The following is a 24,885-nucleotide window of genomic DNA, read 5'->3' as shown; positions in this document are numbered from 1 at the left end:
GTTTTTAGTTATTATTTTATTTCCATATTTTAACTTTAGCTTTTGAAAAGCTCCCATCTTCCTGTTTTATTGGTTTTATATATTCATAATGAAATGGTGATGAAAAACTCAAAAGTTCAAGAATTTGTGTAATCGGTTGATTCGTGAAGGTTGCTTCGTATTTATAATTTCCCACTTTAGAATCCATAATTTCAAATTCAACATCATATTTCCGTTCCAATACTTTTACAATATCAGCTAACGGGGTTCCTCTAAACACATACTTGCCTTCCTTCCAACTGGTATAGAGATATACGTCGCCGTTTTTCTTCTCTAATGTTCCATCAACCTTGTCAAAAAAGGCGATCTCCCCCGGAGCCATTACCATCGGATTGATACCCTGTCCCTGACTTTCTTTTTCCAAGGATACTTTTCCTTCGACCAATGCCACACTGATCAATTTCTCATTGGCATAAGCATGAACATTAAATTCTGTTCCATGCACAACAATGCTGGGACCGGGAGTTTTCACAACAAACTGTGTTTTATCTTTTTTCACCTTAAAGTATACCTCTCCAGTGATTTCAACTTCTCTCTTATTGTCACCAAAAATGGCTGGATATGCTATCTTAGAATCTGAATTTAACCATGCTTGTGAGCCATCTGGCAACTCAACCTGTAGTTGACCACCAATCGGTGATTTCAACTTAACCGACTTACTATAAGATAGTTCACTAATTCTATTGTATTCTGATTTAAGATCCAGCTGACTAAAATATAGCCAGGCAGATAAAAGAAGCAGAGGCAACACTAAAACACCGGCTACTCGTTGATAAAAATTCAGATATAATTTTTTTGCTTTTGGAGCAGGTATACTCCTGACATTCATTTTCTTCTTAGCTTCCAGCCAATATTCATTTATCTTTTGGTCTGTAATCTCTTCTGATCTAAACTTTAAGATTTTGGCAGTACGTTTGGCTTCTGCAAATTCGGCTGCAAATTCTGGCTTACTTTTGGTCCAGTTAGCCCAGTATAGATCATCTGACCGATCTAGCCCCTGTGCCCATCTGATGAATCGATCATCCGCGATTAAATCTTCGAATATTTGGGGATTTAGTTGTTTCATCTTCTTCGTTTATATTTAGAAGATGACGTAATCGGATTTTTATACTCACCGATTCTTCGCTTTTTTTCAAAAAAATTTATTTCGGACTAGAATTCATCCTATTTTTAGAAAATAGCACAAACAGGAATACTTCAACATTAGACAACTCGATATCATCCGACGCTATCTCGCTTCTTATCTTCTCCAGTGCTCGAAATAGCAAGTTGCGAACAGATTGAATATTCATGCCCAACATCTCTGATAAATTCGAAAAATCGAGATTTAAATAAAATCGGAGGTAAATTATTTCTCGTTGTCGGCTAGTTAAACTATTTAAACAGGTTACAATTTTTTCGCTTAATGCCTTTGTCTTTTCGGATTCAATCCAGATATCTTCCACCGAAATCTCAAACTGATTATCTACCTCTTCAGCATCGAGAATCACATTATTGTTGTGTCTATACATTTGAAGGAGGTCGTTCTTCAAACTGATAAGCATATAAACCTTGACGTTTTTTACCTGTTTCAGATTCCCTCTTTTTTCCCAAAAACGCACAAACAAGTCCTGAATTAAATCCCTGACCATCGCTTCTTGCGGGACAAGTTTCATTCCATATGAAAATAAATCAGAGAAATATTCACTGAAAAGTGACGCTAGAGCCTCATTATCTCCTTCAAGGAATCTATTCCATAGCGCCTGCTCGTCCCTGACTATATTTTGATGGTGTTTCATTTAAAATATATCAAAACTGGTTTCGCGTATAGAAATATCTAAATGACTGCAACACTTTACCTAAGAAAAAAAGTTTTGCTCTGTTCAAAATGGAAACAGAAGTATTGCGCAAATAATATTAGCCTCAAATATGCAAATAATTAATCAATTCTACTGCTTGCAATCAACCATCTTGCGGATCAAACAGCAACGACAGAACTGTAACCGGCTCGGTACACCCGATTGCCGGGACTACTTCCCGGTGAAGTAAATCAAGTAATTCCGATGTATTTTCAAGTACCATAGTTATCAATCTCTATTTGATGAGATGTTTTAAAGAAGCAACAGGAATCGCTGTTTTTACAACCATTTGTACTGGCTTATCGGGTAAGCCGGTGTGAAACAAGGTCCGTGTAGCCGAGACCGTCCCAATCACATTCCCGATAGAATCTATTATGGCTGCGCCACTCGAGCCGGTTGCGAAATCGGCGGATATGGTCATCACGTCTCGATGAACTGTACTTTTACCATCGAATGCCGGAAATGCCTCGTTCATTTTTCCTGTCACAATCCCCTCAGACAAAGTATAGTACATGCCTTGCGGATGGCTCACGATAAATACATTATCACCAATTTCACGTTCGTCTCCTAAAGCTAGACATGGAAGTTCACCGCTAGGATTATCCAACTTCAAAATCGCTAAATCGTATTCCGGGGAAGCCAGTAAAATTTCCTTAACGGCCATTGTGCGACCATCATGCAAATGCGCCACAAAGGCCTTAGGTGTATAACGGCTATTGCGATTCAGATAAAAGTTTACAACGTGAAAATTCGTCACGCAAATACCGTCTTTCGAAATCAGATAACCAGTGGCCGGGAAAATATGCAGATTATCGCAATTATCGCACAAACAGGCGTCTGTTAGAATCACTGTAGCACTTGAAACTTTTTCATAAAGCTCCGACTTTGTAAGACTCTTTCCCGAAGGTTCTATTAAATTTACGGCAACAGGCCCTGAGTTGCTTTCAACCTGTTTACGAGCTTCCTCCTGACTAATACTGGTTCCGGCCCTTATTATTGAATCAGCATGCTCTGTCAACGGTTTCTCCCAATCATTCCATTGATTTGGATAGGTCTGAGCGCGCACCTCTTCTCCTATAGTAACGAGTCCGCAAAAAAACAGATAAACTGCAAGAAACTTTACCTTTGTTGTTCTTTTCATGGTCATATAATTGATAATCTTTTCCTAAAACTAAACTTAGATCCCCTTTCAAACGAGCACAAAAAAGCCCCAGCCGACAGATCCTAAAATAAAAATGAAGAATACTGTCAGCCGGGTACACACTTTTTATCCAAGAGATCTAGTTCCCGAGTATTTCTTCCAACTTTTTACCCAAGTCCTCGCCCCGAACATTTTCTGCTAGCAAGTGACCTTCGTTGTCAATTAAATAAGTTGTTGGCACTGCTTGTACCTTGTAAAGCGAAGCAACATCCAAATCATTGAAATTGGGCCATTCCAAGCCTTCTTCTGCAACAGCCTTCTTCCAGGCTTCCGCATTTTTGTCAATTGAAATGCTAATCACATCGAATCCTTTAGAAGCAAACTTCTCATAGTTTGCTTTCACATTCGGAAGTTCCTTCCGGCAAGGTACACACCAAGATGCCCAAAAGTCAATCAAAACCACTTTCTTATCCTTGATTAACTCATTCAAGGTGTGTTGCGTCCCATTCTCATCAGCTGTAGTAAAATCAGGAACTCTTTCGCCTGTACGGTTGGCAGGATATAAGTCTTCAGCCACCATTTTACCATAGTAGCTTTCCTTTGCTTCATCTGACATTCCCTCGAATACAGGGCGAGTATCCGGAGTCATATACGCGTACAAATTAAGCATCATCAACGGTCCCCAATAGGTATCCTTATTGGCCTCAAATACTTCATTGTAGCGCTTCTCAACTTCAGTAAAAAATGCTTTTTCAGCATCTACATATTCCGCATAACGAGGAAGAGCCTTAACAGAATCCATCATTGACTGATCTTTTGCTGTGCGAGCCTTAGCATAGAGCACCTGAATATCACCAAAACGCCGATTTTTTTCCTCAAAAAGCTTAGACAATTCATCCTTTACCTTCATTTGCTCATGAAAATAGTCGTTACTGGCTGAACCAATGACACTAACATTATCGAAAGAATAATCTAACCGCTCACCATTCTTTTTTTCATTCAAATTGCCATGGAAACTAATCTTGCTGTTCTCAACCATGATGCGGTAATTGGCTTGATTATTGCCCCACATCAAGTAGTACAATCTTGGCTCTGGTACTTCGCCACTAAAGCTAAATTGTCCGTTCTCTATTGTCGTCTCCTGCTCCGGCTTTGTGTCGTACTTGGCAAAAGGGAGCAAAGCTATTTTCGTACCATCGCTGGCACCTTCAAGCTCTCCTTGAATAACATAACCTTTGCTGCAACTCATCAACGTCAGCAAGAACATACCCAAACAAATCACTGAAAAATTCTTCATCCTTTTAAATATTTATTAGTCTGTTTAAATGCCTACTCTCTTTGAGACGATCTAACCGAATCTCTCGGGAAACAATCTGCTTTAAATATTCAAATTTTGCTCTATAAATGAGGCAGCAGAAATCCAGCGAAACCATTCCTGACTTTCTTCTGACTCGTACGACCAACGCTCAAGAACATTTTGTTCTTGCTCCGGCAATTGACCGACTAATGATTCTGCCATTAGGCTATGATATCAAAATGGTATTTTTCCAGAATCGTATAATCTTTTTACTTCGTAGTTCGCCAATACTATAGCACATAGACAAGAAAACCTGGTACGTCAGAATTCTTTTTTTTTGTATTTTTTGCGAAGTATGCCGACAGATTGCAACAAATACGATGTCCCAGATTTCGATAAAACTGCACTTATGGAACAAAAAAAGTGATCGAACTGCTTCAGTCCGTGGACAGCAATCGTCTCTGAGTTATCGTATAAATTGAAATAATAAGCCAAGTCCGGATCAACAGTCTCGTACCATGAAATGACAAACTTAACTACGCGCGTTTCATTGGCTTTCAGGTCCAATGCCAACGCAACTTTAGCTTGGTTTTGATTAACAGCATTATTACAAACGCCATTCGCAAGGAAACCGGGGTCAGCGGCATTACCGCCGGTAATATTGACTTTCCCTTTTGCTGAAGCAAAAACGGTTCTTGTGCTATTGGTAATTCCCTTACCTGGAACGAATTGAAAAGGCTCGTTTTCCGAATTCCATTGAAGGCCGATTGAGACAGCAACATTTGAGGTTTTTGTATTCGTTAAGGTTACCTCGTAAAAAGCGTACGGCAACGACATGTTATCGTAGTCTTCATTGTCCAATGGAGAAAAACCTGTCATTGCAACATGAACATCATTGATAGTCCCGAAATTTATCCGGTGTAACGGCCAGATAGCGTCGTCATCGGGACGTCCGTCAATAACGACTGTTTTCATTTGATCGACCGTCTCTGTCGCCTGTCCTCTTTTAGCGAAAAACTGGAATGCTGCTCCGTCGACCTCTTTAAAATCGTAAGCGTCAGCCGGCGGCCGGGTCATGATAGCAAAGGTTCCTTCATTACCATTAAATTTCACTCCCCCCGCGCCAAAACCTCCGAGTGGCGTACCGGTTGTTCCATTCACTTTCGTATCGTTTTTGGCACTAACCGTATTTGGAACAGCCAATGCCAATGCCAATGCCAAAACAACTAGAGACAGAATCGTTCTCATGCTTTGTAAATTCATAAATTCGTTGATGTTTTATCGTTAAGCTTTCTGTTTTTTCGTTCATTCCCTCCAGTTTGCATCGCGGGAATAACACATATCTTCCCAAAGATTCATTTTTATTTTGACGAGAACGTGACGCAATCCGCTCTATTTATATCTTTTAGCATTTTGCCCCCAATCATCTGTCAATTTACCCCAATCCCTCTTACCGCGCGAATCGCTAACTTCACCTAATAACCAAAATCGGGAAATTTGGTATAAACCTGTTTTATATTTTTTAGGTAAATCTTTAGCGGTAAACAATGGCTAAAACAGGGATGATGACGATTTCACTACTTTTTGCAGTTCGCATATGGTAAAGCGGAAATGATAGATTTCAACTCAAGCGGTTGATTTATCTTCATCGTTCCCTTTGAATACAGCACTTAAAACGCCTAAAGAAAGAGGCTGTCCAAAAGTAAAATCGGACAGCCTCTTTTTCAATTCCTTCTCCTAAAATCCCCCTCAAACAGGATATTGTTGATTGTTCGGGAAAATCATCAATATATGATTGGCCAACTACCTGTCAACGTTTAGTTCGTTCCCCGAAAGTCGAACCACAGTTTGATTGGGTAGCTGTCGTCTCCCCATCGTTCGAAGTACATTCCTTTCTTAGCAGTCGGTCCCAAATGATCGATCTGGAAGAACTTGGTTCCAATGGCCGGAATCTCGTACAAAAATGAGATATCACCATCGGGAAACGGCGGATAAGTACCACCGGCCACCTGTTGTGGTTTTCCGGGTTTAAACAACTGGAAAAACAGGTTCGGTGTTTCGGAGATAATCGTCACCGGGCTTTCGGTTGTTTCGAGCGTAGCCCAGAATAAATTAGCATGGTAGCCTTTAAACTCGGGATACTCCAGATTGTTGAAGGTTTCGCCGGTAATGGTATTGTTGTAGGCTTTCTCCCAAACACCAATTTCGGCGCCTTTCAGTCGGTTTTTCCAAACCCGGTACGGTCCGGCTCCCATATACTGAACACCGGTACATTTTTCCTCGGGATAATTAAATGAAATCCCCACAAAATCAACATCCGTGATATGATCACGCAGCGGATCGGCTTCCAGCTTCAGCAAACCACTGGACACCAATATCCAGACCATTTTCCGGGGGTAGCCTTTGGTTGTAATCTCAAAGCTGAAGTTGCCATCCGCGTCCTTTTCCCACTTGGTTCCGGTTACTTCGCTCTCAGCACCGGCAACAACCGGTCCGCCGGTAAACGAGATATTCCCTTTACTGTTTTTAACCGATACCAATGTTCCGTTTTCTTTGCTGAACTCGAACTCCATGTCCGAAACAGAGGCTTTAACGACCATATCGCTTTCTGCCACGGAAATCGTTGAGTTTCCTTTGTCCAACTCGGCCAACAGCTCGGCTGCTTTCTCTTTGGGTTGAATAACCGGCCAGCTCCAGGTATACAATTCTTTTCCGTGTGGATCGATCGCTGTAAAGCGGAATAAATCGGCGTTCTGCAATGAACTGCCGTAATCGATTGTCAGCTTCGCGGTTTCTCCGGGCACGGCATCCGGACCGGTAGCCGTACCTGCAGCAAGCTGTTGTTCTTTCAGGGCCCCAAAGCCGGTTTTAACCGCTTCCCACTTAAACGCACACTGATTGAGGTTGGTATACATGTATTTATTGGTCAGGAATAGTCTCCCGTTCCAGCTTTTATTGATCACGACCGGTTCAACCTGTACCGGCGACCAAATTTCTTTGATGGTATAAAAACTCCCCTCCTTCTCGCGGTGTGGCCCCAGGATGCCATCGGGAGCGTGGTTGCCATCGCCATCGTACACCGTTCCCGGCTTGTCGGTGCGTAAAACCGCTTCGTCGACCAAGGCCCAAATGAAACCACCGGCATGCAAGGCTGAAGTTTGGTAGTTTCGCCAATAGTCTTCCAAACCGGCTCCGGCTCCGCCATCGTAGAGAGCGTGCATAAATTCGGTCGGCATAAACGGATCGTTCCCGAAAATATTCCGGCCAATCGCATACTCAAACTCCGGGTAGTGGTGTGTATCCACCCCGTTACGTATCAACCAGGGATAAATAATCGGCCGGTGTTGAATATCGTATATTGGGAAAGTCTTTTCATTCCGGAAATCCCATCCCCCTTCGTTCCCATGATCGAAAATGACAACACTGGGATGATTTTCATCTTTCAGGATGGTCTCCTGAATCAGTTTGGGGCCGACAATGGTGTCGTATCCTTGCTGCCAACCGGTTACTTCGTCCAACACAAAGAGGCCCATCGAATCGCAAAGTGCCAGGAATCGCTGATCGGGAGGATAATGTGAGCTTCGCACCGCATTCATGTTCATCTCCTTCATCAACTCAATGTCGAGGATATGATCTCTGTCGCTGAGTGCGCGGCCGGTTTCGGGCCTGAAGGAGTGGCGGTTAGCTCCTTTAAACACCACCTTTTCGTTGTTGATATAAAAGCCGTCGTGCTTGCGCAGTTCAACAGTCCGAAAGCCGATTCGCTCTGTTACTTCGTGCAAAACGGTATTGCCTTTTTTGAGCGACACCTTCATATCGTAGAGCGTTGGCCATTCGGGATTCCAGGCTTTCACACCGTCGAATTTGCCGGACACCCAAGCCTGCTTTTCCCCTTTTTCAGTGGCAGCATCAACCGGTGAGCCAACCTCGTTTCCGGCCAGGTCGAACAGTTCGACCGATGCCGTGTAATTGGCTTTTGATTCATTCATTTCAATCAACAGCTTGAACGAACCATCCATTTTAGGATCGATTGCTACCCGATTCATATGCACTTCGGGCAAAACCTCTAAAAATACCGGGCGGAAAATGCCACCAAAGATCCAGAAGTCAGCTTGTCGCTCAGCCCGTTGGATCGACTCGTTTTCGGGATGTTTGGCCACATCGACCTCCAGCAGATTCGACTGCCCGTATTTTAATAACTTACTGACAACGTATTTAAAGCGATAAAAACCGCCCTGGTGCATGGCACCGGCTGATTTTCCGTTCACTTTTACTTTCGTATCCGTCATGGAGCCGTCAAAAACAAGTTGGATGGTTTTTCCTTTCCAGCTGGCCGGCACGTCAAACTCGTGCTTATACAGACCATGTTCTTTGCCTAATTTAATTTTGTCGTTTGCCCAGTCGTGGCCGTAATTGTAGGTTCCAAATCCCTGCAATTCCCAATTGGACGGAACGGCGATTTTTGTCCATTCACCACTGTTTCGCCCATCGGTGCAAAAGAAATCCCAGTCGACCGTATGGTCGGCATCTTTACCTGACAGGTACACCAGCTCAGTCGGTTGAGAAAATCCCTCGAAGAATGCACTAATGGAGATTGCAATCAATAAGAGTAGTCTTTTTAGTTTCATTGTTTTACTGCTTCTGATCTAATTATTTCACATTGCTATATAAAGAGAACTTCCCCACAGGCAATCGGATACATGATCCGAGAACTGTGGGGAAGTTGTTTATTTTAGTTTATTAGTAGCCCGGATTTTGAATCAACAAATTGTTTCTGTTCATTTCATCCAGCAAGATAGGCAGGAAGTACGATTTATCCAACCATCCGCGATCCTGCACCTCTATTACCTGGTAGGTTGGTGCATCACCACTGTAAGGATATTCCACCCGAATGCCCTGCACATTCTCGATTACATCGGGAGCAATCATCCAGCGTCTGATGTCGAAATAGCGATTTTGCTCATACGCCAACTCAACTTTCCGCTCGTTGCGGTACCGGGCTTTCAAGGCTTCGCCGGTTTCCGATGCCGGGATATCAGGCATATCAACACGGTTACGAATCATATCCAGGTAGTTTTTAGCTTCGTCTTCATCGCCCAGCTCAATACATGCTTCAGCGTAATTTAACAACACTTCGGCATAACGCATCTGGCGCCATGGTAATTTCTGCTTTTCGAACTGGTGATCGAGCGCCGGATCGATGAATTTACGCAGGTAGTAACCGGTGTAAGTTCCGTTCCAATCGTCAATCCCCTGGCGTGTATCCAATCCGCCCCGGAAAGTACCATCTTCTTTTTCATAGTAACCGGTTTGAAGAATGCCATCCGGATCCGCTCCAAGAATATCGTCAGGGCGCTGTCTCCACTTTGCTCCGTCATACAAAACACTTGCATAGAAGCGAGGATCGCGATTTTCGTACGGTACTGCCTTTTCAACCGGATCATTCCAGTCGAACATTGTACCATCAAGCATTTCGTACGAATCCACCAGCTGCTGTGTTGGTGTATGGTTCCCCCAGTTATGGTAACCACTGGGACCGTAGAACAAACCAGGATTAGGCGACATCCAGTCAGTCCGGTTTACGTTGTCGTAAAAAGTCAACAGAATGTCTTCGTCATTACCGTTGTTCAGGAACAGGTTGATGTAATTATCTCTCGCTTGTTCAGGTGATCCGGGATTGGTTCCGCCGTACAGACTGTAAATGCCCAGGTCTATCACAGCTTTGGCTGCACTTTGAGCAGCTCTCCATCGGGCATCCCTGTCGCCTCCGATATAGCTAACCAACTCAGGTTTTGAATAATCGGAAGCCCATGTGCCACCCGAGTTAAACAAATCACTAGCGGCAAAAAGAAGCACTCTTGATTTTAAAGTCATCGATGCACCTTTCGTCGCACGCGCTTTATCACCTTCCAGCGGCAATAAGCTGGTCGCAGAATCACAATCGGCAACAATGAAATTAACGGTTTCCTCAAAACTGTTCCGCGCAACAGCGAAGTCATCGTCCAACGAGAATGGTTGATCAATCAAAGGAACGCCACCCCAAAAACTCATTAACCAATAATAGAAATAAGCTCTCATGAAATGAACTTCACCAACCATACGATCGATTTCTTCACCTTCCAGCGAAGAGTTCCGGATATTCTCAAAAAACACATTACAAGCACGAATATTCTTGTAAAGTGTGTTCCAGGTAACATTCCGGTAGCTATCCAACCAGTGGTTCGGATCCAGAATGCTCACATAACTATCACTAATCTGGCTATTCAGAATAGCATTCACTTCAGCCCTCTTAGTCATTGAAATATCGCTAAGAGAAGCCAGCATTTCCAACTGGAACCCATATTGCTGCCCCATATAGATATTGTTGACAAATGCCGAGGCTAAGGCTGGATCTGTCCATACGGCAGCATCAGAATAGCGGTCCAGAGGAGCCACCTCCAGAAAATCCTCGTTACAGGATGCCGTAAACAAAACGACTGTGAGTAGGATAAATATTTTTATTTTATTCATGACGTTTCAATTTAAAAAGTAACACTTAAACCAACGTTGATCACCTTATTCAAAGGATAGTTATAACCGGAACCGCTGGTATTCTCCGGATCATAGTCGTCCATATCCGGGCTAATTGTGAACAAGTTGAAGGCACTTACATACATCCGTAGATCGTTAACCAGAAAACGCTGAGTTAAGGACTTAGGTATGGTGTATCCCAATTCAATTGATTTTAAGCGGACGTAATTGGATTTATGTACCCAGTAGGTATTTCGCTGGTTCACCCAATATTCATCAGAACGGTTGTATGTTCTCGGATCTGTTGTGCTTGGGTTTTCTTCTGTCCAGCGACTGTCGTAAAAGCTCTTCAGATAGTTACCAAAATCACCTGATTCGGTTGTTTCGTAAAAGATACCGCCGAATGCCCCCTGGAACAGAAGTGACAAATCGAAATTCTTATATCCCATGTCAACATTCAAACCTCCGGTATATACCGGCGTTCTGCTTTTGTCATAGCGAACACGGTCTTTGGCATCAAGCACCTCGTCGCCATTGTAATCTTCAAAAATAACATCTCCGGGACGAGCACCATTCCAGTGTGGATAGGCATCAATCTCTTCTTGTGTTTGGAAGATACCAATTGCATTATAGTACAGATCAGAATCAATCGGGCGTCCGGTTGATTGTTGGTAATCCGGAGCACCTGCGGTTTCATCCCAGAATAAGATTTTGTTCTTCGAGTAGACTCCATTGATGCCAACACCAAGAGTAAAATCGTTAAATCGCTTGCGGTAGTCGATGCTGAAGTCAACTCCCTGGTTTTTCACTTTACCGATATTCTCACGAGGAAGCGTCAGCCCTGCTGTGTTTGGAATCGAAGCGTTCCGCTGCCATAAAATATCGTCCCGTTTATTGAGGAAATAGTCGGCAGTGATGGCGATGTCACCATTGAGAATATGCAAATCGAAACCAACGTTTTGTTGTGTTGCACTTTCCCAGGTTACACCGTCATTCGGGATAACACCTTCGTATAAAGCCTGACTTTGAGAATTACCTCCATTGGATATAAACATGAGGTTATTGAACCGGTAGGAGGCCAGATATTGATACGGATCAATCAAGTCATTACCTGTTTGCCCCCATGAAGCACGGATTTTTAGGAAATTGATGAAGGGAACGTTTTCCTTAAAGAAGTTTTCTTCAGACATTACATAACCCAGAGAAACTCCCGGAAAAAATCCAAAACGGCTTGATTCTTCAAAGATATACGATCCCTGGTATCTCCATACAAACTCAGCCAGGTACTTGTCTTTAAAGCTGTAGTTTACACGACCAAAGTAGTTTAAGCGGGCTTGTTCATAGCCAGTACCGTCGTTATTAATTTCATCCTGACCACCGGCAAACAATTGATCGATTGCCGAAGAAAGGAAATATCTTCTGAAAGCGGAAAAGGAGTCTCCTTTATTGGTGATTCTTTCAACACCTGCCAACAAATTAACCGTATGTATGTCGTCAAATGTGCGGGTATAGTTTAAGAGGCCACTGACAAGAATGCCCTGGTTGTCTTCCATCGATTCTGATAACCGGGGATCATCGAAGCCTTTCTTACCTTCAACTAGAATCGGTTCACCGTTTTCATCCACCTCTTGATTTGGCCATGAATACAGGTACCATGGCGTACTCCATTGCTTTTGGAAACGGAAGGTTTTATCCAATGAGGCATTCGCTTTGAAAGTCAAGCCTTCAACACCGGGTACTTTCAGGTTCAAACCAAAGTCGGAATTCAAAATATAGCGTTTATCATGGTTGTAGCCGGTAGCATCAGTTACAATAACTACAGGATTGTCACCATATTCGATATCCGGTCCCGGCAACCCATTCGGCCAGTAAGCGGGAGAGTTTGGCTTCGAACGCATCAGCATGCGGAAAATATTTTCGCCGGAACGGGTCGGGAAATTACGATCTTCCATACGGCCGGTTGTATTGATATAAAGATCCAGGTATTTGTTGATTTTCAAATCCAGATTCGATTTCATATCGTACTGGTTATATTTTGTGGCACTGTGGCGGTAAAAACCATCTTGTGATTTTTGAGAAATACTCACAAAATATTTCATATTCTCGGTACCACCGTCAATCGACACGTTTCCGTAATTCTGGTTAGACCAAGGCTTCAGTGTTTCATGAAACCAATCGGTATTCGGATAGCGCCATGGATCAGATCCATCCCGATATTGCTGAATTTGATCATCTGTATAGCGGTTTGGCCGGTTGTCGTACTGGTCAATTTCATTCAGCAATGTCGCGTACTCAGCAGCATTCGCCATTTCCGGCAAAACGGTAGGTTTAGAGAAGCCCTGGTTAAACGATACTTTAACAGTCGGTTTACCAACGGTTCCGCGTTTGGTTGTGATAAGGATCACCCCGTTGGCTGCCTGCGCTCCGTAAATAGCAGCCGAGGCATCTTTCATGACTGACATACTCTCAATGGTACTCGGGTCGATACGATCCAGCGAACGTCCGGGAACACCATCAACAACAATCAGCGGAGCTGAATTACCGAAGGTGTTGACACCACGAATACGCAAGGTAGCACCATCATAACCGGGCTCGCCACCATTGGAGATCGCGACAACCCCAGGCATACGTCCGGCAACACTCTGGCTGACGTTGGTTACCGGAGTTTTGATCAAATCATCTCCTTTTACGTTGGTTATCGAGCCCGAAAGCGTTGCTTTTTTCTGTACACCATAGCCCACAGCGACAACCTCATCCAAACCGATTGATTCTTCAGCCAGGGTCACATCAATCTCTGATTTTCCGTTCAGAGCGATTTCCTGGGTTTTCATACCAACAAACGAGAAAACCAACACGGCATCTGCCGGAACATCAGCCAGGTTATATTTACCATCCATATCCGTCACAACACCATTGCTGGTGCCTTTAACAACCACTGTTACACCGGGAAGTGGTCCACCGGATGTGTCGGTTACAACTCCGGACAACTTCGTGGTCTGTTGCTGATTTTCAACCAATTCAGATTGATCTGGTGTGAGTACAATTTGCCGGTCTTTAACGGTATAAGACACCCCGGTACCTTTAAATATTAGTTCCAAAATATCCTCGATATTTTCACCCTGAACATCAATATTGACCTTTCTGGTGACGTCAATCAAATCGTCGTTGTATAAAAAGAAGAAGTTTGAAGCATCTTCGATATTTCGCAGGGCTTCTTTGACGGACACATTCGTTAAACTGAGATCCAGCTTCGTGCGTTGCGAATACCCTTCAATCGCAAAAGACTGGGCAACAACGAATAAACAGAGAAACAATGTTAGTTTCATAGTGATTAAGAGTTTTTTCAAAAGAGCATAATCTTCCCTCCTTTTGAAAATTTCACAATTTTTTTTCATAAGTTTGAATGCTTTATTTTTAATAAACTTTACAACCGATTTTTTTCGGTTAACAGAGGACAGTTGGGGAACTGTCCTTTTTTTTTACCATCACGCAATCATTTACATAGGCTGACTATTTTTTGAAGTTTTCCATATTTTAATTTTTTGTTTTGAAAATTGGGTTCCATCTCCGATACTTTCCCGGCTTGTTATAGAATAATCAATTGGTGCAGTTAATTTGAGTAGTTCCAGGACCTGGTAAATACTTTCGTCGGTGAAAGTTGCCGTGTAACGGTAATTACTAACTCCAGCCCCTACTAACTCAACATCAACGTTATACGACCGCCCTAAGTTGCTAACTACGCGGGACAATGGAGTTTTATTAAATACTAAACGGCCGTCTCTCCATGCTGTAAAATCATCGACATTGACCGCTAACTTTGTGAAATCTCCATCTGATTTGGAAAACTGGATCTGCTCTCCCGGCAACGCAATAAGCGCTTCTTTGGTGTGATTGTTCTGCACGTTGATTTTTCCTTCTTGCAGGGTCACCAATGAGCTGTTGTCGTCGGCATAACCGCAAAAGTTGAACGCCGTTCCGAGTGCCGTTACCGCTACATTTTCGTTCTTTACTATGAATGGTTTGTTCTTATTTTTATAGACCTTGAAATAACCTTCACCATCCAGCTCAACCAGTCTTGTGTTACCGCGAAAAGCCGATGGAAACTTGATGGTGCTGGAGGCATTCAACCACACTTCACTGCTATCGGGTAAAAAGAAGTGGGTTCTTGTTCCCGGTGGCGAACTAATTTCCTGTACAAGGGGGCCGTTATTAACCCCCTCCTGAAAATTAAAATACTGACGCAACATGAACAGGCTACCAATAAGCAAAGGAATAAACAGGAAGGCCGCAATTCGCTGAAGATGCCCAAACAGTCTTCGTCGTTTATTTACGCGAATAGCACCCTTGACTTGTTGCAGTGCCTTACGTCGGTCGAATGATTTATACAAGGTCAAGTCGGAACTGATCTCATTTACCTGTTTCAGTTGTTCATAGGCTTTTGCATTACCCGGCATTTCCAGCCATTGACTGAGCTGTTTTTTTTCGTCCTCGCTTGCCACTCCGGCAATACTAGACAATATATAAGATGGTATGTTTTCCAAATTCTTCATTAGGTCGCTTTTCACTAATAAAGACGGGCAACATTCACTCCCCCCTAAAAAAAAGTTAAAAAAATTTAACGAAACAGGTAAAACAGCAGTGCAGCCGGTAAGTAATCACTCAATTCAGTTCGTAAAATCAGCAATGCTTTCCCGATACGATATTCGACAGTTTTCACCGAAATCCCCTGTTGTTCTGCTATTTGCGGGTAGGTTAAACCATCAATCCGGCTTAAAATAAAAGTCTCCTTAATTTTGTCGGGTAACGAATCGATTGTTTTATTCAATAATTGCTCTAATTCGAAATCGAGCAAAGGATAATCAACCAGATCTTGGATTGAAGTATGTGTTAACTGGTAGGACTTATACGAATCGCGTGAATCCTGCCGGGCAATATGGTCGAGACAAATGTTATGCACCGAGCGGATGAAATATGACTTCACACTGGATGAAATCATCAGGCTTTCGCGCTTATCCCAGATCTTCACAAAGAACTCCTGGACAACGTCCTCGGCCTTATCGTGTGAATTCAGAATTTTGTAGGCATACACACAGAGCCCCTGATAATATTTATCAAAAAAATAGTCAAACAAGCGATCATTTCCCTTTTGGAAATCTTTCCAACGAGTATTATCGTCTTCATTTACTTGTTTAGTTAAAGGCATTACCGGATGTTTCACTTCGGAGCAATGTTACTTCTTCTTTTTTATTTTTCAAAAAAACTTCCACAGCAAACTGGCTCAAGCAAGCGATCAGTAATCGGTTTTTACGGTGACGAAGCTGAGCAGACGACCCGGTCGATTATATACTTTGATCCATAGCAAATCTAATACATCCGCTGTCCGAACAGTGATCGTGCACAAAACGACTGAATCAACGACAAAAAAATCCCCAAAGTTTCCTTCGGTGACCAATTGAAGTGTTACTATAACACTAATCTATAACAAAGATTACTTCGTATCATTCAGCTTCAAATTCTGTTTCTTCTTTTGTTGCGACAAAAAGCTATAAACGCCCATAAAGCCTCCCATAAAGCCTCCCATAAAGCCACTGATTGCGCCGGTTGTGCCGTGTGCTAAAGCATGGTCGACGACGGTTTTGGGAACAGGAATCATTAAGTAATTCATCAGGAAGCTCATGACAAAGCCCATTACTGCGCCAATAATTCCGGCGATTAGTATCTGTTTCATTGTATTCGTTTTTGTTTGATTAATTGGTTGCAATCCGCAGCGTCTGTCTGCGGGTCAAAAAGTACAAGACCGTTAATGAAGCCAAAGCAATTCCCAACACGTAGAAGCTCGTATTCATACCAACTATTTTCTGAATTGGCTGGATAATCATTGGCGAGAAAAACATGCGTAAAAATGTTGCTGTCGTTAACAGGCCGATGTACTTGCCTCGCACATGAACAGGAACCAGGGAAATGACCCACAGGTTGCCGTTCGGAATCAACAGTCCTACTCCCAGTCCGCAGGCCATCACCCCAACGATAACCTGCCAATAAAGCGCGCTAAAACCGATAATGCAAAAGCCGACTGCCATGGGAATAAAGCCCAACATGTAGATGCTTATGAAATCGAGTTTCATTTTAACTTGCTTATAGAAGAATGAAGCGATTGCTTGCGCAAACGGAAGACTACCAAGTGCCAAACCGACTTTGTTGCCACTCACCCCTTCCAACCGTTGCAGGAAGAAAGGCAGTTGCACGGGAATGACGTAAAAGCTCACCGTTGTGATAAAAGCACTAACGAACGCCAGCCAGACAATTGGCGGCACTGAGTCGGAATCTCCCGGTTGGGATTTGGGTCGCTCCAATACCGATTTGGGCTCATACATCGTCAATGGTACCAAAACAAGTACAACGGCAGAAAATGCGTAAATCAGAAATGCATATCCTACGCATTAAGAATGTCGACAACGTCGTGAACATGTTTTACAGTTTAGACGGCGAAAACTGGACCCAAACCGAGAATTCTCTCGAAGTTTCCGGCTTCCATCATAACGTCCTCGGAGGATTCCTCAGCTTGCGAATCGGGTTGTGCGCCATTGGCGATGGAAAAGTCAAGTTTAAAAACTTTGCTTACATCCCAATCCTCTAAATATCAATCCATTTGGTTCGAATTAGTAAAAAAAAAAGTAACTTATCCTGCTTATCACACCAACTCTTTTGCAAGCTAGTTCCTGCCGGCTATAACTCCGTTCGGCTGCGGTGCAATCCATCCAGCTGGCAGTTCGAATTTATGACATTGATTACAGGAAAAAACCGATTCGCCATGCATGGAGTGGCAGGTATTACACTCCAACTTACCATGACGCGGATCATGCTGATTGTAGGCAAACAAGGAGTTTTCGTGGTCCTTTGTCGCTTCTATAATCTTGGCCTCAATGTGGCAACCTTCCGTCAGACAAAAGCTGCGAGTTCCAAAATTGCGCTTCTCCAACGGATAGGTGTAATTTCCACTAACCCAATGCACGCCTTCCCGAAGCTGTTCGGTCAGCACCGATTCGTGACAATCGAGGCATCTCATGGGCAAGCTGTCGCAGGATGCGTGTTTGGTAATTAATAGAGTGGAATCACCCGGAAAGTAATTGTCGACGTAATTGCCCATGGGCGTGTGGCAGGATGTACAAAAACCCGGCTGCTCGTGCCAAATCACGCCCCCTGTTACCAGCCCGGATAACGAGAGAATCACGCCCAATGGCACGATAACCAACAACCATTTCTTCCGTCTCGTGCTATACTTTTTGTTTTTGAATAAGTCAATTAGTTTCATGATTGTTCCTCCAGTTTTACAATGTTGAATCCGTCTCAAGCATTCAGGCTTGCCACGTGTTTACCCACCAGGTAGCCAAAGGTGTAGCAGCGCCCCAGCGATAAGCCATAAACGATTAGCGGATAATCGACACCACCGTAAAACCCGCCACCAAGATTACCCACGGCATACAAGCCTCTGATCGGATTTCCATCGCCATCCAGACATTGATGATTTTCGTTGACCAGCAAGCCGGAACAAACCGCCGATAATCGCAAGGTGCGATGAATACCATAAAAAGGTGGTTGTTCAATTGGGAAAAGCTGATGTGCCGGCTTTCCAAAATCGCTGTCCATTCCCTGTTTTGCCAACTCGTTGTAGCGTTTTACGGTGGCTACCAGAGTTGCCGGATCGGCTTCCAGCTTCACAGCCAACTCTTCAATGGTGTTAGCTTGATGCGTATTTATAAACGGGGCTGAAACATGGTCGTGCGGCCCTGGTTCCTCGGGCATGTATTCCTTTAACTTGTCGGGAGGGACCAATACTCCGGGCCAGTTCGCAGCCTGTGTCATGTAGTTTGAATCGAAAATCTGCGAATACTGCCCGGCTTTGTCCGAATGCCTCAGGTAGTTATTCAGCAGGGACATTTCCACATTTTCATTCACAAATCGGTTACCGGCGTGGTCAACGGCCAAAAACGGCATATCGCACATCGAAGCCGGGCCGGCATCAAAATCGTGCAGCATTTTCGTATGGCCGATCGGCTCAATAACACCGCCGGCCCAATGGCCCATTTGAAACCCGTCGCCGGTTTTATTCGATTGTTTGCGGCCAAAATTCTTCGCATCCGGAATAAAATAGTCACACATGGCCTTATTATTCTGGTAATCGCCCGTTGCCAAAATCACTCCTTTATTGGCCACAAAACGAATAAATTGGCCTTCGCCATTTTTTCCAATTACGCCAGTCACTTCGCCCGATTCATTTTTCAGCAGCTGAACCGCCGGTGTACTGTAGAAATACTTCACCCCTGCTTTTTCCGAATATTGGGCCAAAGCTTTCATGCCATCTCCATTATTGAAGGGTTTCGGACCGAAATAGGCCGTATTGTAACTCAGCTTATAACCGTTTATGTTGACAATCTTCACCTGTTGTAAATTGCCCTGATCAAAAACACTGGCTCCCGCTTTCTTCGCCCGATCGATCACCCAAGTGACCGCTTCTCCTGAATTGTAGGCCCACTCGCGCAAAAGTGTCGGGCTGCAGCGATGAGCATTTTCCTTCATCAAGGTTGAAACAAGCGCCTCCACTCCTGCCCGGTCACTGTTCTCCAGGTCGATTCCGGCACCGGAATTTCCTTGAGAAATTGCTATATTCTCTTTCTGCAAAACCGCAACCGACGCGCCACTTTCCAGGGCCGACAAGGCTGCCGGCACACCGGACGCACCAGCGCCAACCACGACTACATCAACAGTTACTGTTTTGAAAATTGCCGATTCCAAAATTGGCTCCGGCTTGGTCAGAAAGGACAACATCGCGCTTTCGTCGGCACTGGTCCCGTAAACCAAATTCTCGTCAAAAAGCTTCTGCTGCGGGCTATTCGGCTTACAAGCATTCAGCCCAACAAAGCCCGCAGCCAGTGAGGCCACGGTCGCTCGCGACAAGAAACCACGTCGGGAAATTCCATTCTCAATGGTATGTTTTGTGTATCGATCCATATTTCATAAGTTAATCAGGTTGTTAGTCGTTCTACCTTATGTGGAAGGCAGCGAAGCAATAAGTCAGCTCAGATCGTGTCGTTTAGCTTATTGCTGGTTTTGCGTTAGTTTTTCGATTTACAGGTAATTTTATTATCTCCGGACTGAAGTTTATAAGTTGCACCGTCCCAAATAAACGTTCCGGTTACCCCATCCGGCAAGCTGATTTCCGCTTCCAGCCCTTTGTTTGTTTTGTTGTAGGCTACGGAAATAGCCCCCTGTGGATGTGGCATTTCACCGGCAATTTTTGAAATAGAACCCAAATGAGGCTCAATTTTCACCTTGGCGAAATAAGGAGCAGCGCTTTCAATTCCGAGCACCGTGCGATAAAGCTCAATATTGGGGCTGGATCCCCAGGCATGGCAGTCGGAACGGGTTGTTTCGACCTCCGACGTTTCGCCCCAGGTTGTCAGACCGAGGTCGATATTCTTGTGCCAAATATCCAGCCAATCCAGGTAGTTGTCACCCAAACCAGCTTGTGCCAGGGCCAGGTGGAGATAATACTTAAAGTAGATTGAAGCCTGCGCCAAAGTGGTATCTGCCAGCATCGTTTCAGCGATTGCGTGAGCTCGCTGTCCATCAACTAATCCGGCGAGAATTGCCAGCGAGTTGGCATGTTGCGAGAATAAATCTTTTTGGGGCGTATCGGCAAACATTCCGCGAGATTCGTCCCAGTATTTTTCGGTGATTGTGGTCGCCAGCTTTTCGCTCAGCTTGGCGTACAATTCAGCATAATCCACCGAGCCTTCCGTTTCTTCCAGCGCCTGCCCCGACTGCAGGGCCAAGAGCAATTGTAAATCCAGCAGGGCCGACGTTCCATCTTCCATCATCGGGGCAACACCCATCTCCCACTCGGGCACCCAGTCGGTAAAGTTCCATCCCGGCACATTTTTCAGCGATCCATCGTCCGCAACATGTGTTATGAAATAATTCAAAATTTGCCGGGTTCCGAGCAACTTGCTTTTCACAAACTCGCGATCGTTGCCCATCATCATGTAATCGTACAAAGCGCTGACATGCCACAAGGAGTATGGCGGAATGACCTGCCCCTGCGTATCCGGATAACGACTGAGCGTATAACCGTCCGCCTGGCGCGAATAGTCCCACAGGCTCAGCGCGTATTTTGCCAGGCGATCGTCGCCGCTGTTGTAATACGAAATCATCATCTGGATGCGTGCATCGCCAATGTATTGCAGCCGCTCGTAATAGGGGCAATCCATATAGGTTTCAACCGCGCACAGGCGAGCAGTTCGCCAGCCAATTTCTAAAATTTGGCTCAGCAGCTCATCATCCACCTCCAATTTGGCATTCATTTCAAACGGGTAAGCGGTAAACGTGCCGTAAAAATCATCAATGCTCAACGGTTGATCGTTGGTTGTCACCGCAATTTCAACATAGCGATAGGTCCGCCAGCTCAAGGATGTGAACTCCTGGTTTTCCACACCACTCGAAATTATCGTATCCTGCCGGCCCGAAATACGCTTTCCTTCAATCTCATTCCGGTTATTTTTGGCGCCTTTTTCATCATAGAGCGCTTCAGCATAAGTCAATACGATGGTCGCATTTTTACCGCCACTAAATTGCAAAGTCGGATAGGCATTGGTTAAAAACGATTGGTCCAGCAAGATGTGCGCCGTGCTGTTTGCCGGAACGGTGATCGTCGCTTTTTCCTGTGGAAATGTTGCAGGAACGTCAACACCATCGGCTTTGCAGGTAGTCGTCAAACGCTGCGTAGTCAATTCCATGGCAGGAATCATGGCAGGTGTCAATGTCCAGCCACTTCTGGTATTGAATCCAAAGCCCACAAAGGCGCGATCTACAAATCCTTCGGGCTGCGACCAGCCACTATCGTCAAAATCAGCTTTGTTCCATCCCTGAACTTTGTCATTCATGTCAACCTTATCACCTGCTCCGGCTGCGTAGTATCCGCGTACTTTTTGACTAATCGGAGCATAGCTATGATCTTCAATACATTTCCAGCTCGCGTTGGTATTCACCGCTTTGGTCTCGTCGCTGGTTCCCTGCACCAACAATGCCGTCCGCTTCGAATACTGAAAAACAGGTTTCAGCTCGCCTTCGTTCCAAACCATGGCAGCAAGCAGGTTCTCGCCAGCCTTCAGATAAGGCGCCAAATCCACTGTTGCATAATTCCAGTGTTTGATGTCGCCAATTACCGGCCCGAGCGAAACCAACTGTTCGTTCACAAACAGCTTGTAACGGTTATCGGCCGAAACGCGCACTTCAAATGTTTCGGGCACCACATCCATTGAAAACTGCTTCCGGAATAAATAGAGTCCCGGATCATTTTCACCGGCATCGGCCACATAAATCCAACTGGCATCCCAATTCGGATCCGGCGCGCCAAACTGTGCCGAAACATGGAGAGACAGGAATATCATTAGGAAAGGTATCAGCTTTTTCATCATCTGGAATTTAATTCAACGATCGCTAAAGGTTTATTTCAGCGCTTTTTCATTATAGTTTACCCGCACACCGTATTGGTTGATAAACAAATCGAGGCCGAGCATTGCTCCCGGATTTGTTTCCCCGGCAATGTCGCCCGACAAAGCACCTTTGGCAATTTTTTCCAAATCGTCAACGCGTTGGGGAGTCTCTTCATTCGGACCGAAAAAGTGCCCCGGATAAAGCTTTTCAATTCCCTGGTCAGCCATCAGCTTGCTCGTTTTTTCGCAAGTTGCCAGCAAGGTTGAAAAGTTGGTTGTCAGCAATAAATTACCCGAACCAAAGGAGTCGCCACTGAAACCATAATGTGCCGCCTTATCTACGAAAGTTGTTGAGCCCGGCGTGTGCCCGGGTGTAAACACAACCTCCAACTGACGCCCGCCAAGATCAATGAGCTCGCCATCTTTCAGGTATTTCACGTCGCCCTTGTAGTTGGGCATAAACTGCGGAATTCCTACCGTATCAGCCGGATTGATATACAATTCGGGGAAATAATCGATTGAAGCCCCCGTGTGATCCGGATGCACGTGTGTGGCAACCAACATCACCGGTTTGTCAGTGATTGACGCCACAATTTTGTCCAAATCTTTAATGTTCGTCCCGGCATCAATCAGTACGGCCTTTTCATCTCCTTCAACCAAGTAAAGGCTTTCGTTAAACATGATGTGCCCGGTTCCCACCCAGGTATGTTCATCAATTTGATGAAAAACAACGTCATCGCCTTTATAAACTTCCTCGCCCTGAATATTGAATTGCGGTTGCGCAAGCACGGCCAGCTGAACCGCGATTGTCAGGATAGCTATCAGTGAAATTCTTTTCATTTTGTTTTCAGTTTTTTGAATGAAAATTGATTAAAACATACTTGGTTGACCAACAGAAGCGGCTATTTCCAACAGCTTCTGATCGTGTTTATGAACCAGGCTGGATTGGTTGTCGAACAACATGGTTGCGCCACCATCCGGTGTGAAAGGTTCCCACTCGGGCAGCGCATCAGTATTCGGATTTCCAGTCCACGCAAAGGTCGCCCAGGTTTTGCTCAGCTTGTCGGCCAAAGCGTAAGCTTCAGGCGAACCACTGTTGTATTCTTCGGTGCGCGCAATGTTGTTGAATACGAAAGCAATCTCCATGCAATGGCTCGATTTCAGCATGCCATCCAAATGCGGCGCATTCCATTCAAACACATAGTTGTAAACCGGAGCTCCACCGGGAACGGACGATTTCAGCTTGATGAAATCCAGCAGCATCGGACGGAACATCAAATCCACATCCTTCATGTCCGATGGCATTTTTGTATTCGGATAAGCTTCTTTGTAGGCAGCCACATAAGCCTCGGTTTTGTCGCCATAGCGCTCGTGCAGGAAGTTGACAATGGCTGCTTCGCCGGCGTGCAACAAGTCGGCGCCACCACCAAACGAACCGAATTCAACCTGGTTCGATCCAGCGATTAATGGAATATCTTTGGCCAAATCTTCAGCGCCCGGTGCTCCCGGCTGCAGCGGAATAAATTCACCATCGCAGGATGGCGCCCAGCCTAAGCGACCGAGCCCCTGCCCTGCTTTGGCAAAGGCACGATTACCGGCAGCCAGCAATTCATCGTAAGGCACATCTTTCAACTTGTCCACCTCCGATTTTTTCAGCCCCAGCTCGTCCAGAATAGCCAGGCCAACCCGTTGCGTCGCTTCCTTGCTCGAAAACTTTCCAAGCGCACCACTTTGCATGATGGCTTTGTGAAACAAACCTTGGGCTGAGGGTGTGTACAACATAGTCGCAACTTTGCCGCCACCACCCGACTGACCGAAGATGGTTACATTGCCGGGATCGCCACCAAAATTGGCAATATTGTTGTGAACCCAATCCAAGGCGGCAACCACATCCATCATACCAACGTTGGCCGATTGGGCATACTTTTCATCCACTGCCGAGAGATCCAAAAATCCCAATACATTCAAACGGTGATTGATGGAAACGACCACCACATCACCTGTTCGGCTCAGGTTTTCGCCATCGTAACTGGGCAGCTCACAGGACGAACCAGCCGTGTAGCCGCCACCATGCAGCCAAACCATGACCGGGCGTTTTTTTCCATCATTGATAGCTGGCGACCATACATTCAGATTTTGACAGGCATCTTCTTTCATGTACCAGAAGTTATGCTGCTGGGCGAACTCCATCTCATCAAACAGAATCATTGACTCCACATTGATGGGGCAAACCGGCCCGTACGAGCGGCAGCTCCGTACCCCCTCCCATTTATCGGGTTTCTGTGGAGGCATAAAACGTTCAGCTTTGGCGTAAGGAATCCCCTTGTAATTGAAAACTCCCTCGTGCACATAACCGATCACATCACCGGCCTCGGTGCTTGTTTGGGCGGTCTCCGCATTGGCCACCATCGGGTGCGAACCACGCACTTCAACGGCAGCGGTTGAGTTGGCAGAACCCGATTGGCAGGCATTCAGGCCAAGCAATAAAATCGCCGTTAGGAATAATTGAGTTTGTTTGGTTAGTATCATGGTTTGTATTTTTTGAAATTCAGTTTTAACAGTTTCGTT

General features: G+C 44.9%; 19 protein-coding genes. 1 reads left to right on the top strand and 18 read right to left on the bottom strand.

The annotated features are described in order from the left end of the window. Positions 1 to 16: 16 nt before the first annotated feature. The 13 genes from GJV22_RS21785 to GJV22_RS21725 form a co-directional block, all read right to left on the bottom strand. A complete protein-coding gene (locus GJV22_RS21785) occupies positions 17 to 1,105 on the bottom strand; it encodes a FecR family protein (protein ID WP_163718691.1) in 1,089 nt (362 codons plus the stop codon). A gap of 76 nt (positions 1,106 to 1,181) precedes the next feature. After that, on the bottom strand, positions 1,182 to 1,817 hold the full coding sequence (locus GJV22_RS21780; protein WP_163718689.1) for an RNA polymerase sigma factor: 636 nt from the start codon (positions 1,815 to 1,817) through the stop codon (positions 1,182 to 1,184). 295 nt (positions 1,818 to 2,112) lie between these two features. Further along, positions 2,113 to 3,018 (bottom strand): S1 family peptidase, encoded by a 906-nt coding sequence (locus GJV22_RS21775; RefSeq protein WP_163718687.1) that lies wholly within the window; start codon positions 3,016 to 3,018, stop codon positions 2,113 to 2,115. A 139-nt stretch (positions 3,019 to 3,157) separates the two neighbouring features. Continuing rightward, entirely contained in the window at positions 3,158 to 4,315 is a 1,158-nt protein-coding gene (locus tag GJV22_RS21770) for a TlpA disulfide reductase family protein (protein ID WP_163718685.1), read from the bottom strand. 81 nt (positions 4,316 to 4,396) lie between these two features. Continuing rightward, positions 4,397 to 4,537, bottom strand: a complete 141-nt coding sequence (locus tag GJV22_RS21765) for a hypothetical protein (RefSeq protein WP_163718683.1) — start codon at positions 4,535 to 4,537, stop codon at positions 4,397 to 4,399. Between the two features lie 99 nt (positions 4,538 to 4,636). Then, a complete protein-coding gene (locus GJV22_RS21760) occupies positions 4,637 to 5,563 on the bottom strand; it encodes a GH116 family glycosyl-hydrolase (protein ID WP_163718681.1) in 927 nt (308 codons plus the stop codon). Between the two features lie 569 nt (positions 5,564 to 6,132). Continuing rightward, positions 6,133 to 8,943, bottom strand: coding sequence for a glycoside hydrolase family 2 protein (locus GJV22_RS21755; RefSeq protein WP_163718679.1), 2,811 nt, complete (start codon positions 8,941 to 8,943; stop codon positions 6,133 to 6,135). Between the two features lie 112 nt (positions 8,944 to 9,055). After that, the gene (locus GJV22_RS21750; RefSeq protein ID WP_163718676.1) at positions 9,056 to 10,825 is read right to left on the bottom strand and encodes a RagB/SusD family nutrient uptake outer membrane protein; all 1,770 of its coding nucleotides are present in this window, start codon (positions 10,823 to 10,825) and stop codon (positions 9,056 to 9,058) included. A gap of 11 nt (positions 10,826 to 10,836) precedes the next feature. Then, on the bottom strand, positions 10,837 to 14,151 hold the full coding sequence (locus GJV22_RS21745; RefSeq protein ID WP_205462004.1) for a TonB-dependent receptor: 3,315 nt from the start codon (positions 14,149 to 14,151) through the stop codon (positions 10,837 to 10,839). 171 nt (positions 14,152 to 14,322) lie between these two features. Then, the gene (locus tag GJV22_RS21740; protein WP_163718674.1) at positions 14,323 to 15,375 is read right to left on the bottom strand and encodes a FecR family protein; all 1,053 of its coding nucleotides are present in this window, start codon (positions 15,373 to 15,375) and stop codon (positions 14,323 to 14,325) included. A gap of 65 nt (positions 15,376 to 15,440) precedes the next feature. Further along, positions 15,441 to 16,028 (bottom strand): RNA polymerase sigma-70 factor, encoded by a 588-nt coding sequence (locus tag GJV22_RS21735; protein WP_163718672.1) that lies wholly within the window; start codon positions 16,026 to 16,028, stop codon positions 15,441 to 15,443. A gap of 285 nt (positions 16,029 to 16,313) precedes the next feature. Further along, complete coding sequence (locus GJV22_RS21730; protein ID WP_163718670.1) at positions 16,314 to 16,553, bottom strand: hypothetical protein; 240 nt, start codon at positions 16,551 to 16,553, stop codon at positions 16,314 to 16,316. A gap of 19 nt (positions 16,554 to 16,572) precedes the next feature. Then, the gene (locus GJV22_RS21725) at positions 16,573 to 17,199 is read right to left on the bottom strand and encodes an MFS transporter (RefSeq protein ID WP_163718668.1); all 627 of its coding nucleotides are present in this window, start codon (positions 17,197 to 17,199) and stop codon (positions 16,573 to 16,575) included. 5 nt (positions 17,200 to 17,204) lie between these two features. Here GJV22_RS21725 and GJV22_RS21720 point away from each other — a divergent pair, with 5 nt between their 5' ends. Continuing rightward, entirely contained in the window at positions 17,205 to 17,462 is a 258-nt protein-coding gene (locus GJV22_RS21720) for a beta-xylosidase family glycoside hydrolase (protein WP_163718666.1), read from the top strand. A gap of 75 nt (positions 17,463 to 17,537) precedes the next feature. Here the strand turns inward: GJV22_RS21720 and GJV22_RS21715 are convergent, their stop codons facing one another. The 5 genes from GJV22_RS21715 to GJV22_RS21695 form a co-directional block, all read right to left on the bottom strand. Further along, positions 17,538 to 18,137: a cytochrome c3 family protein gene (locus tag GJV22_RS21715; protein ID WP_163718664.1), complete on the bottom strand. Its 600-nt coding sequence runs from the start codon at positions 18,135 to 18,137 to the stop codon at positions 17,538 to 17,540. 35 nt (positions 18,138 to 18,172) lie between these two features. Further along, on the bottom strand, positions 18,173 to 19,834 hold the full coding sequence (locus GJV22_RS21710) for an FAD-dependent oxidoreductase (RefSeq protein ID WP_163718662.1): 1,662 nt from the start codon (positions 19,832 to 19,834) through the stop codon (positions 18,173 to 18,175). A 104-nt stretch (positions 19,835 to 19,938) separates the two neighbouring features. Further along, positions 19,939 to 22,296, bottom strand: a complete 2,358-nt coding sequence (locus GJV22_RS21705) for an alpha-L-rhamnosidase-related protein (protein WP_205462002.1) — start codon at positions 22,294 to 22,296, stop codon at positions 19,939 to 19,941. A 33-nt stretch (positions 22,297 to 22,329) separates the two neighbouring features. Further along, on the bottom strand, positions 22,330 to 23,157 hold the full coding sequence (locus GJV22_RS21700) for an MBL fold metallo-hydrolase (RefSeq protein ID WP_163718660.1): 828 nt from the start codon (positions 23,155 to 23,157) through the stop codon (positions 22,330 to 22,332). A gap of 30 nt (positions 23,158 to 23,187) precedes the next feature. Beyond that, positions 23,188 to 24,846 carry a carboxylesterase/lipase family protein gene (locus tag GJV22_RS21695; protein ID WP_163718658.1) on the bottom strand — a complete coding sequence of 553 codons (1,659 nt, stop codon included), beginning with the start codon at positions 24,844 to 24,846 and terminating at the stop codon, positions 23,188 to 23,190. Between the last annotated feature and the right edge of the window lie 39 nt (positions 24,847 to 24,885).

It is taken from the genome of Mangrovibacterium lignilyticum (assembly GCF_010882175.1).
Lineage (GTDB): Bacteria > Bacteroidota > Bacteroidia > Bacteroidales > Prolixibacteraceae > Mangrovibacterium > Mangrovibacterium lignilyticum.
This window is presented reverse-complemented; position numbering and strand designations above follow the sequence as displayed.

Coding starts and splice junctions, on each gene's coding strand:
- GJV22_RS21785 (WP_163718691.1), bottom strand. CDS start 1,105: ATGAAACAACTAAATCCCCAAATATTCGAAGATTTAATCGCGGATGAT.
- GJV22_RS21780 (WP_163718689.1), bottom strand. CDS start 1,817: ATGAAACACCATCAAAATATAGTCAGGGACGAGCAGGCGCTATGGAAT.
- GJV22_RS21775 (WP_163718687.1), bottom strand. CDS start 3,018: ATGAAAAGAACAACAAAGGTAAAGTTTCTTGCAGTTTATCTGTTTTTT.
- GJV22_RS21770 (WP_163718685.1), bottom strand. CDS start 4,315: ATGAAGAATTTTTCAGTGATTTGTTTGGGTATGTTCTTGCTGACGTTG.
- GJV22_RS21765 (WP_163718683.1), bottom strand. CDS start 4,537: ATGGCAGAATCATTAGTCGGTCAATTGCCGGAGCAAGAACAAAATGTT.
- GJV22_RS21760 (WP_163718681.1), bottom strand. CDS start 5,563: ATGAGAACGATTCTGTCTCTAGTTGTTTTGGCATTGGCATTGGCATTG.
- GJV22_RS21755 (WP_163718679.1), bottom strand. CDS start 8,943: ATGAAACTAAAAAGACTACTCTTATTGATTGCAATCTCCATTAGTGCA.
- GJV22_RS21750 (WP_163718676.1), bottom strand. CDS start 10,825: ATGAATAAAATAAAAATATTTATCCTACTCACAGTCGTTTTGTTTACG.
- GJV22_RS21745 (WP_205462004.1), bottom strand. CDS start 14,151: ATGAAACTAACATTGTTTCTCTGTTTATTCGTTGTTGCCCAGTCTTTT.
- GJV22_RS21740 (WP_163718674.1), bottom strand. CDS start 15,375: ATGAAGAATTTGGAAAACATACCATCTTATATATTGTCTAGTATTGCC.
- GJV22_RS21735 (WP_163718672.1), bottom strand. CDS start 16,028: ATGCCTTTAACTAAACAAGTAAATGAAGACGATAATACTCGTTGGAAA.
- GJV22_RS21730 (WP_163718670.1), bottom strand. CDS start 16,553: ATGAAACAGATACTAATCGCCGGAATTATTGGCGCAGTAATGGGCTTT.
- GJV22_RS21725 (WP_163718668.1), bottom strand. CDS start 17,199: ATGTATGAGCCCAAATCGGTATTGGAGCGACCCAAATCCCAACCGGGA.
- GJV22_RS21720 (WP_163718666.1), top strand. CDS start 17,205: ATGGTACCAAAACAAGTACAACGGCAGAAAATGCGTAAATCAGAAATG.
- GJV22_RS21715 (WP_163718664.1), bottom strand. CDS start 18,137: ATGAAACTAATTGACTTATTCAAAAACAAAAAGTATAGCACGAGACGG.
- GJV22_RS21710 (WP_163718662.1), bottom strand. CDS start 19,834: ATGGATCGATACACAAAACATACCATTGAGAATGGAATTTCCCGACGT.
- GJV22_RS21705 (WP_205462002.1), bottom strand. CDS start 22,296: ATGAAAAAGCTGATACCTTTCCTAATGATATTCCTGTCTCTCCATGTT.
- GJV22_RS21700 (WP_163718660.1), bottom strand. CDS start 23,157: ATGAAAAGAATTTCACTGATAGCTATCCTGACAATCGCGGTTCAGCTG.
- GJV22_RS21695 (WP_163718658.1), bottom strand. CDS start 24,846: ATGATACTAACCAAACAAACTCAATTATTCCTAACGGCGATTTTATTG.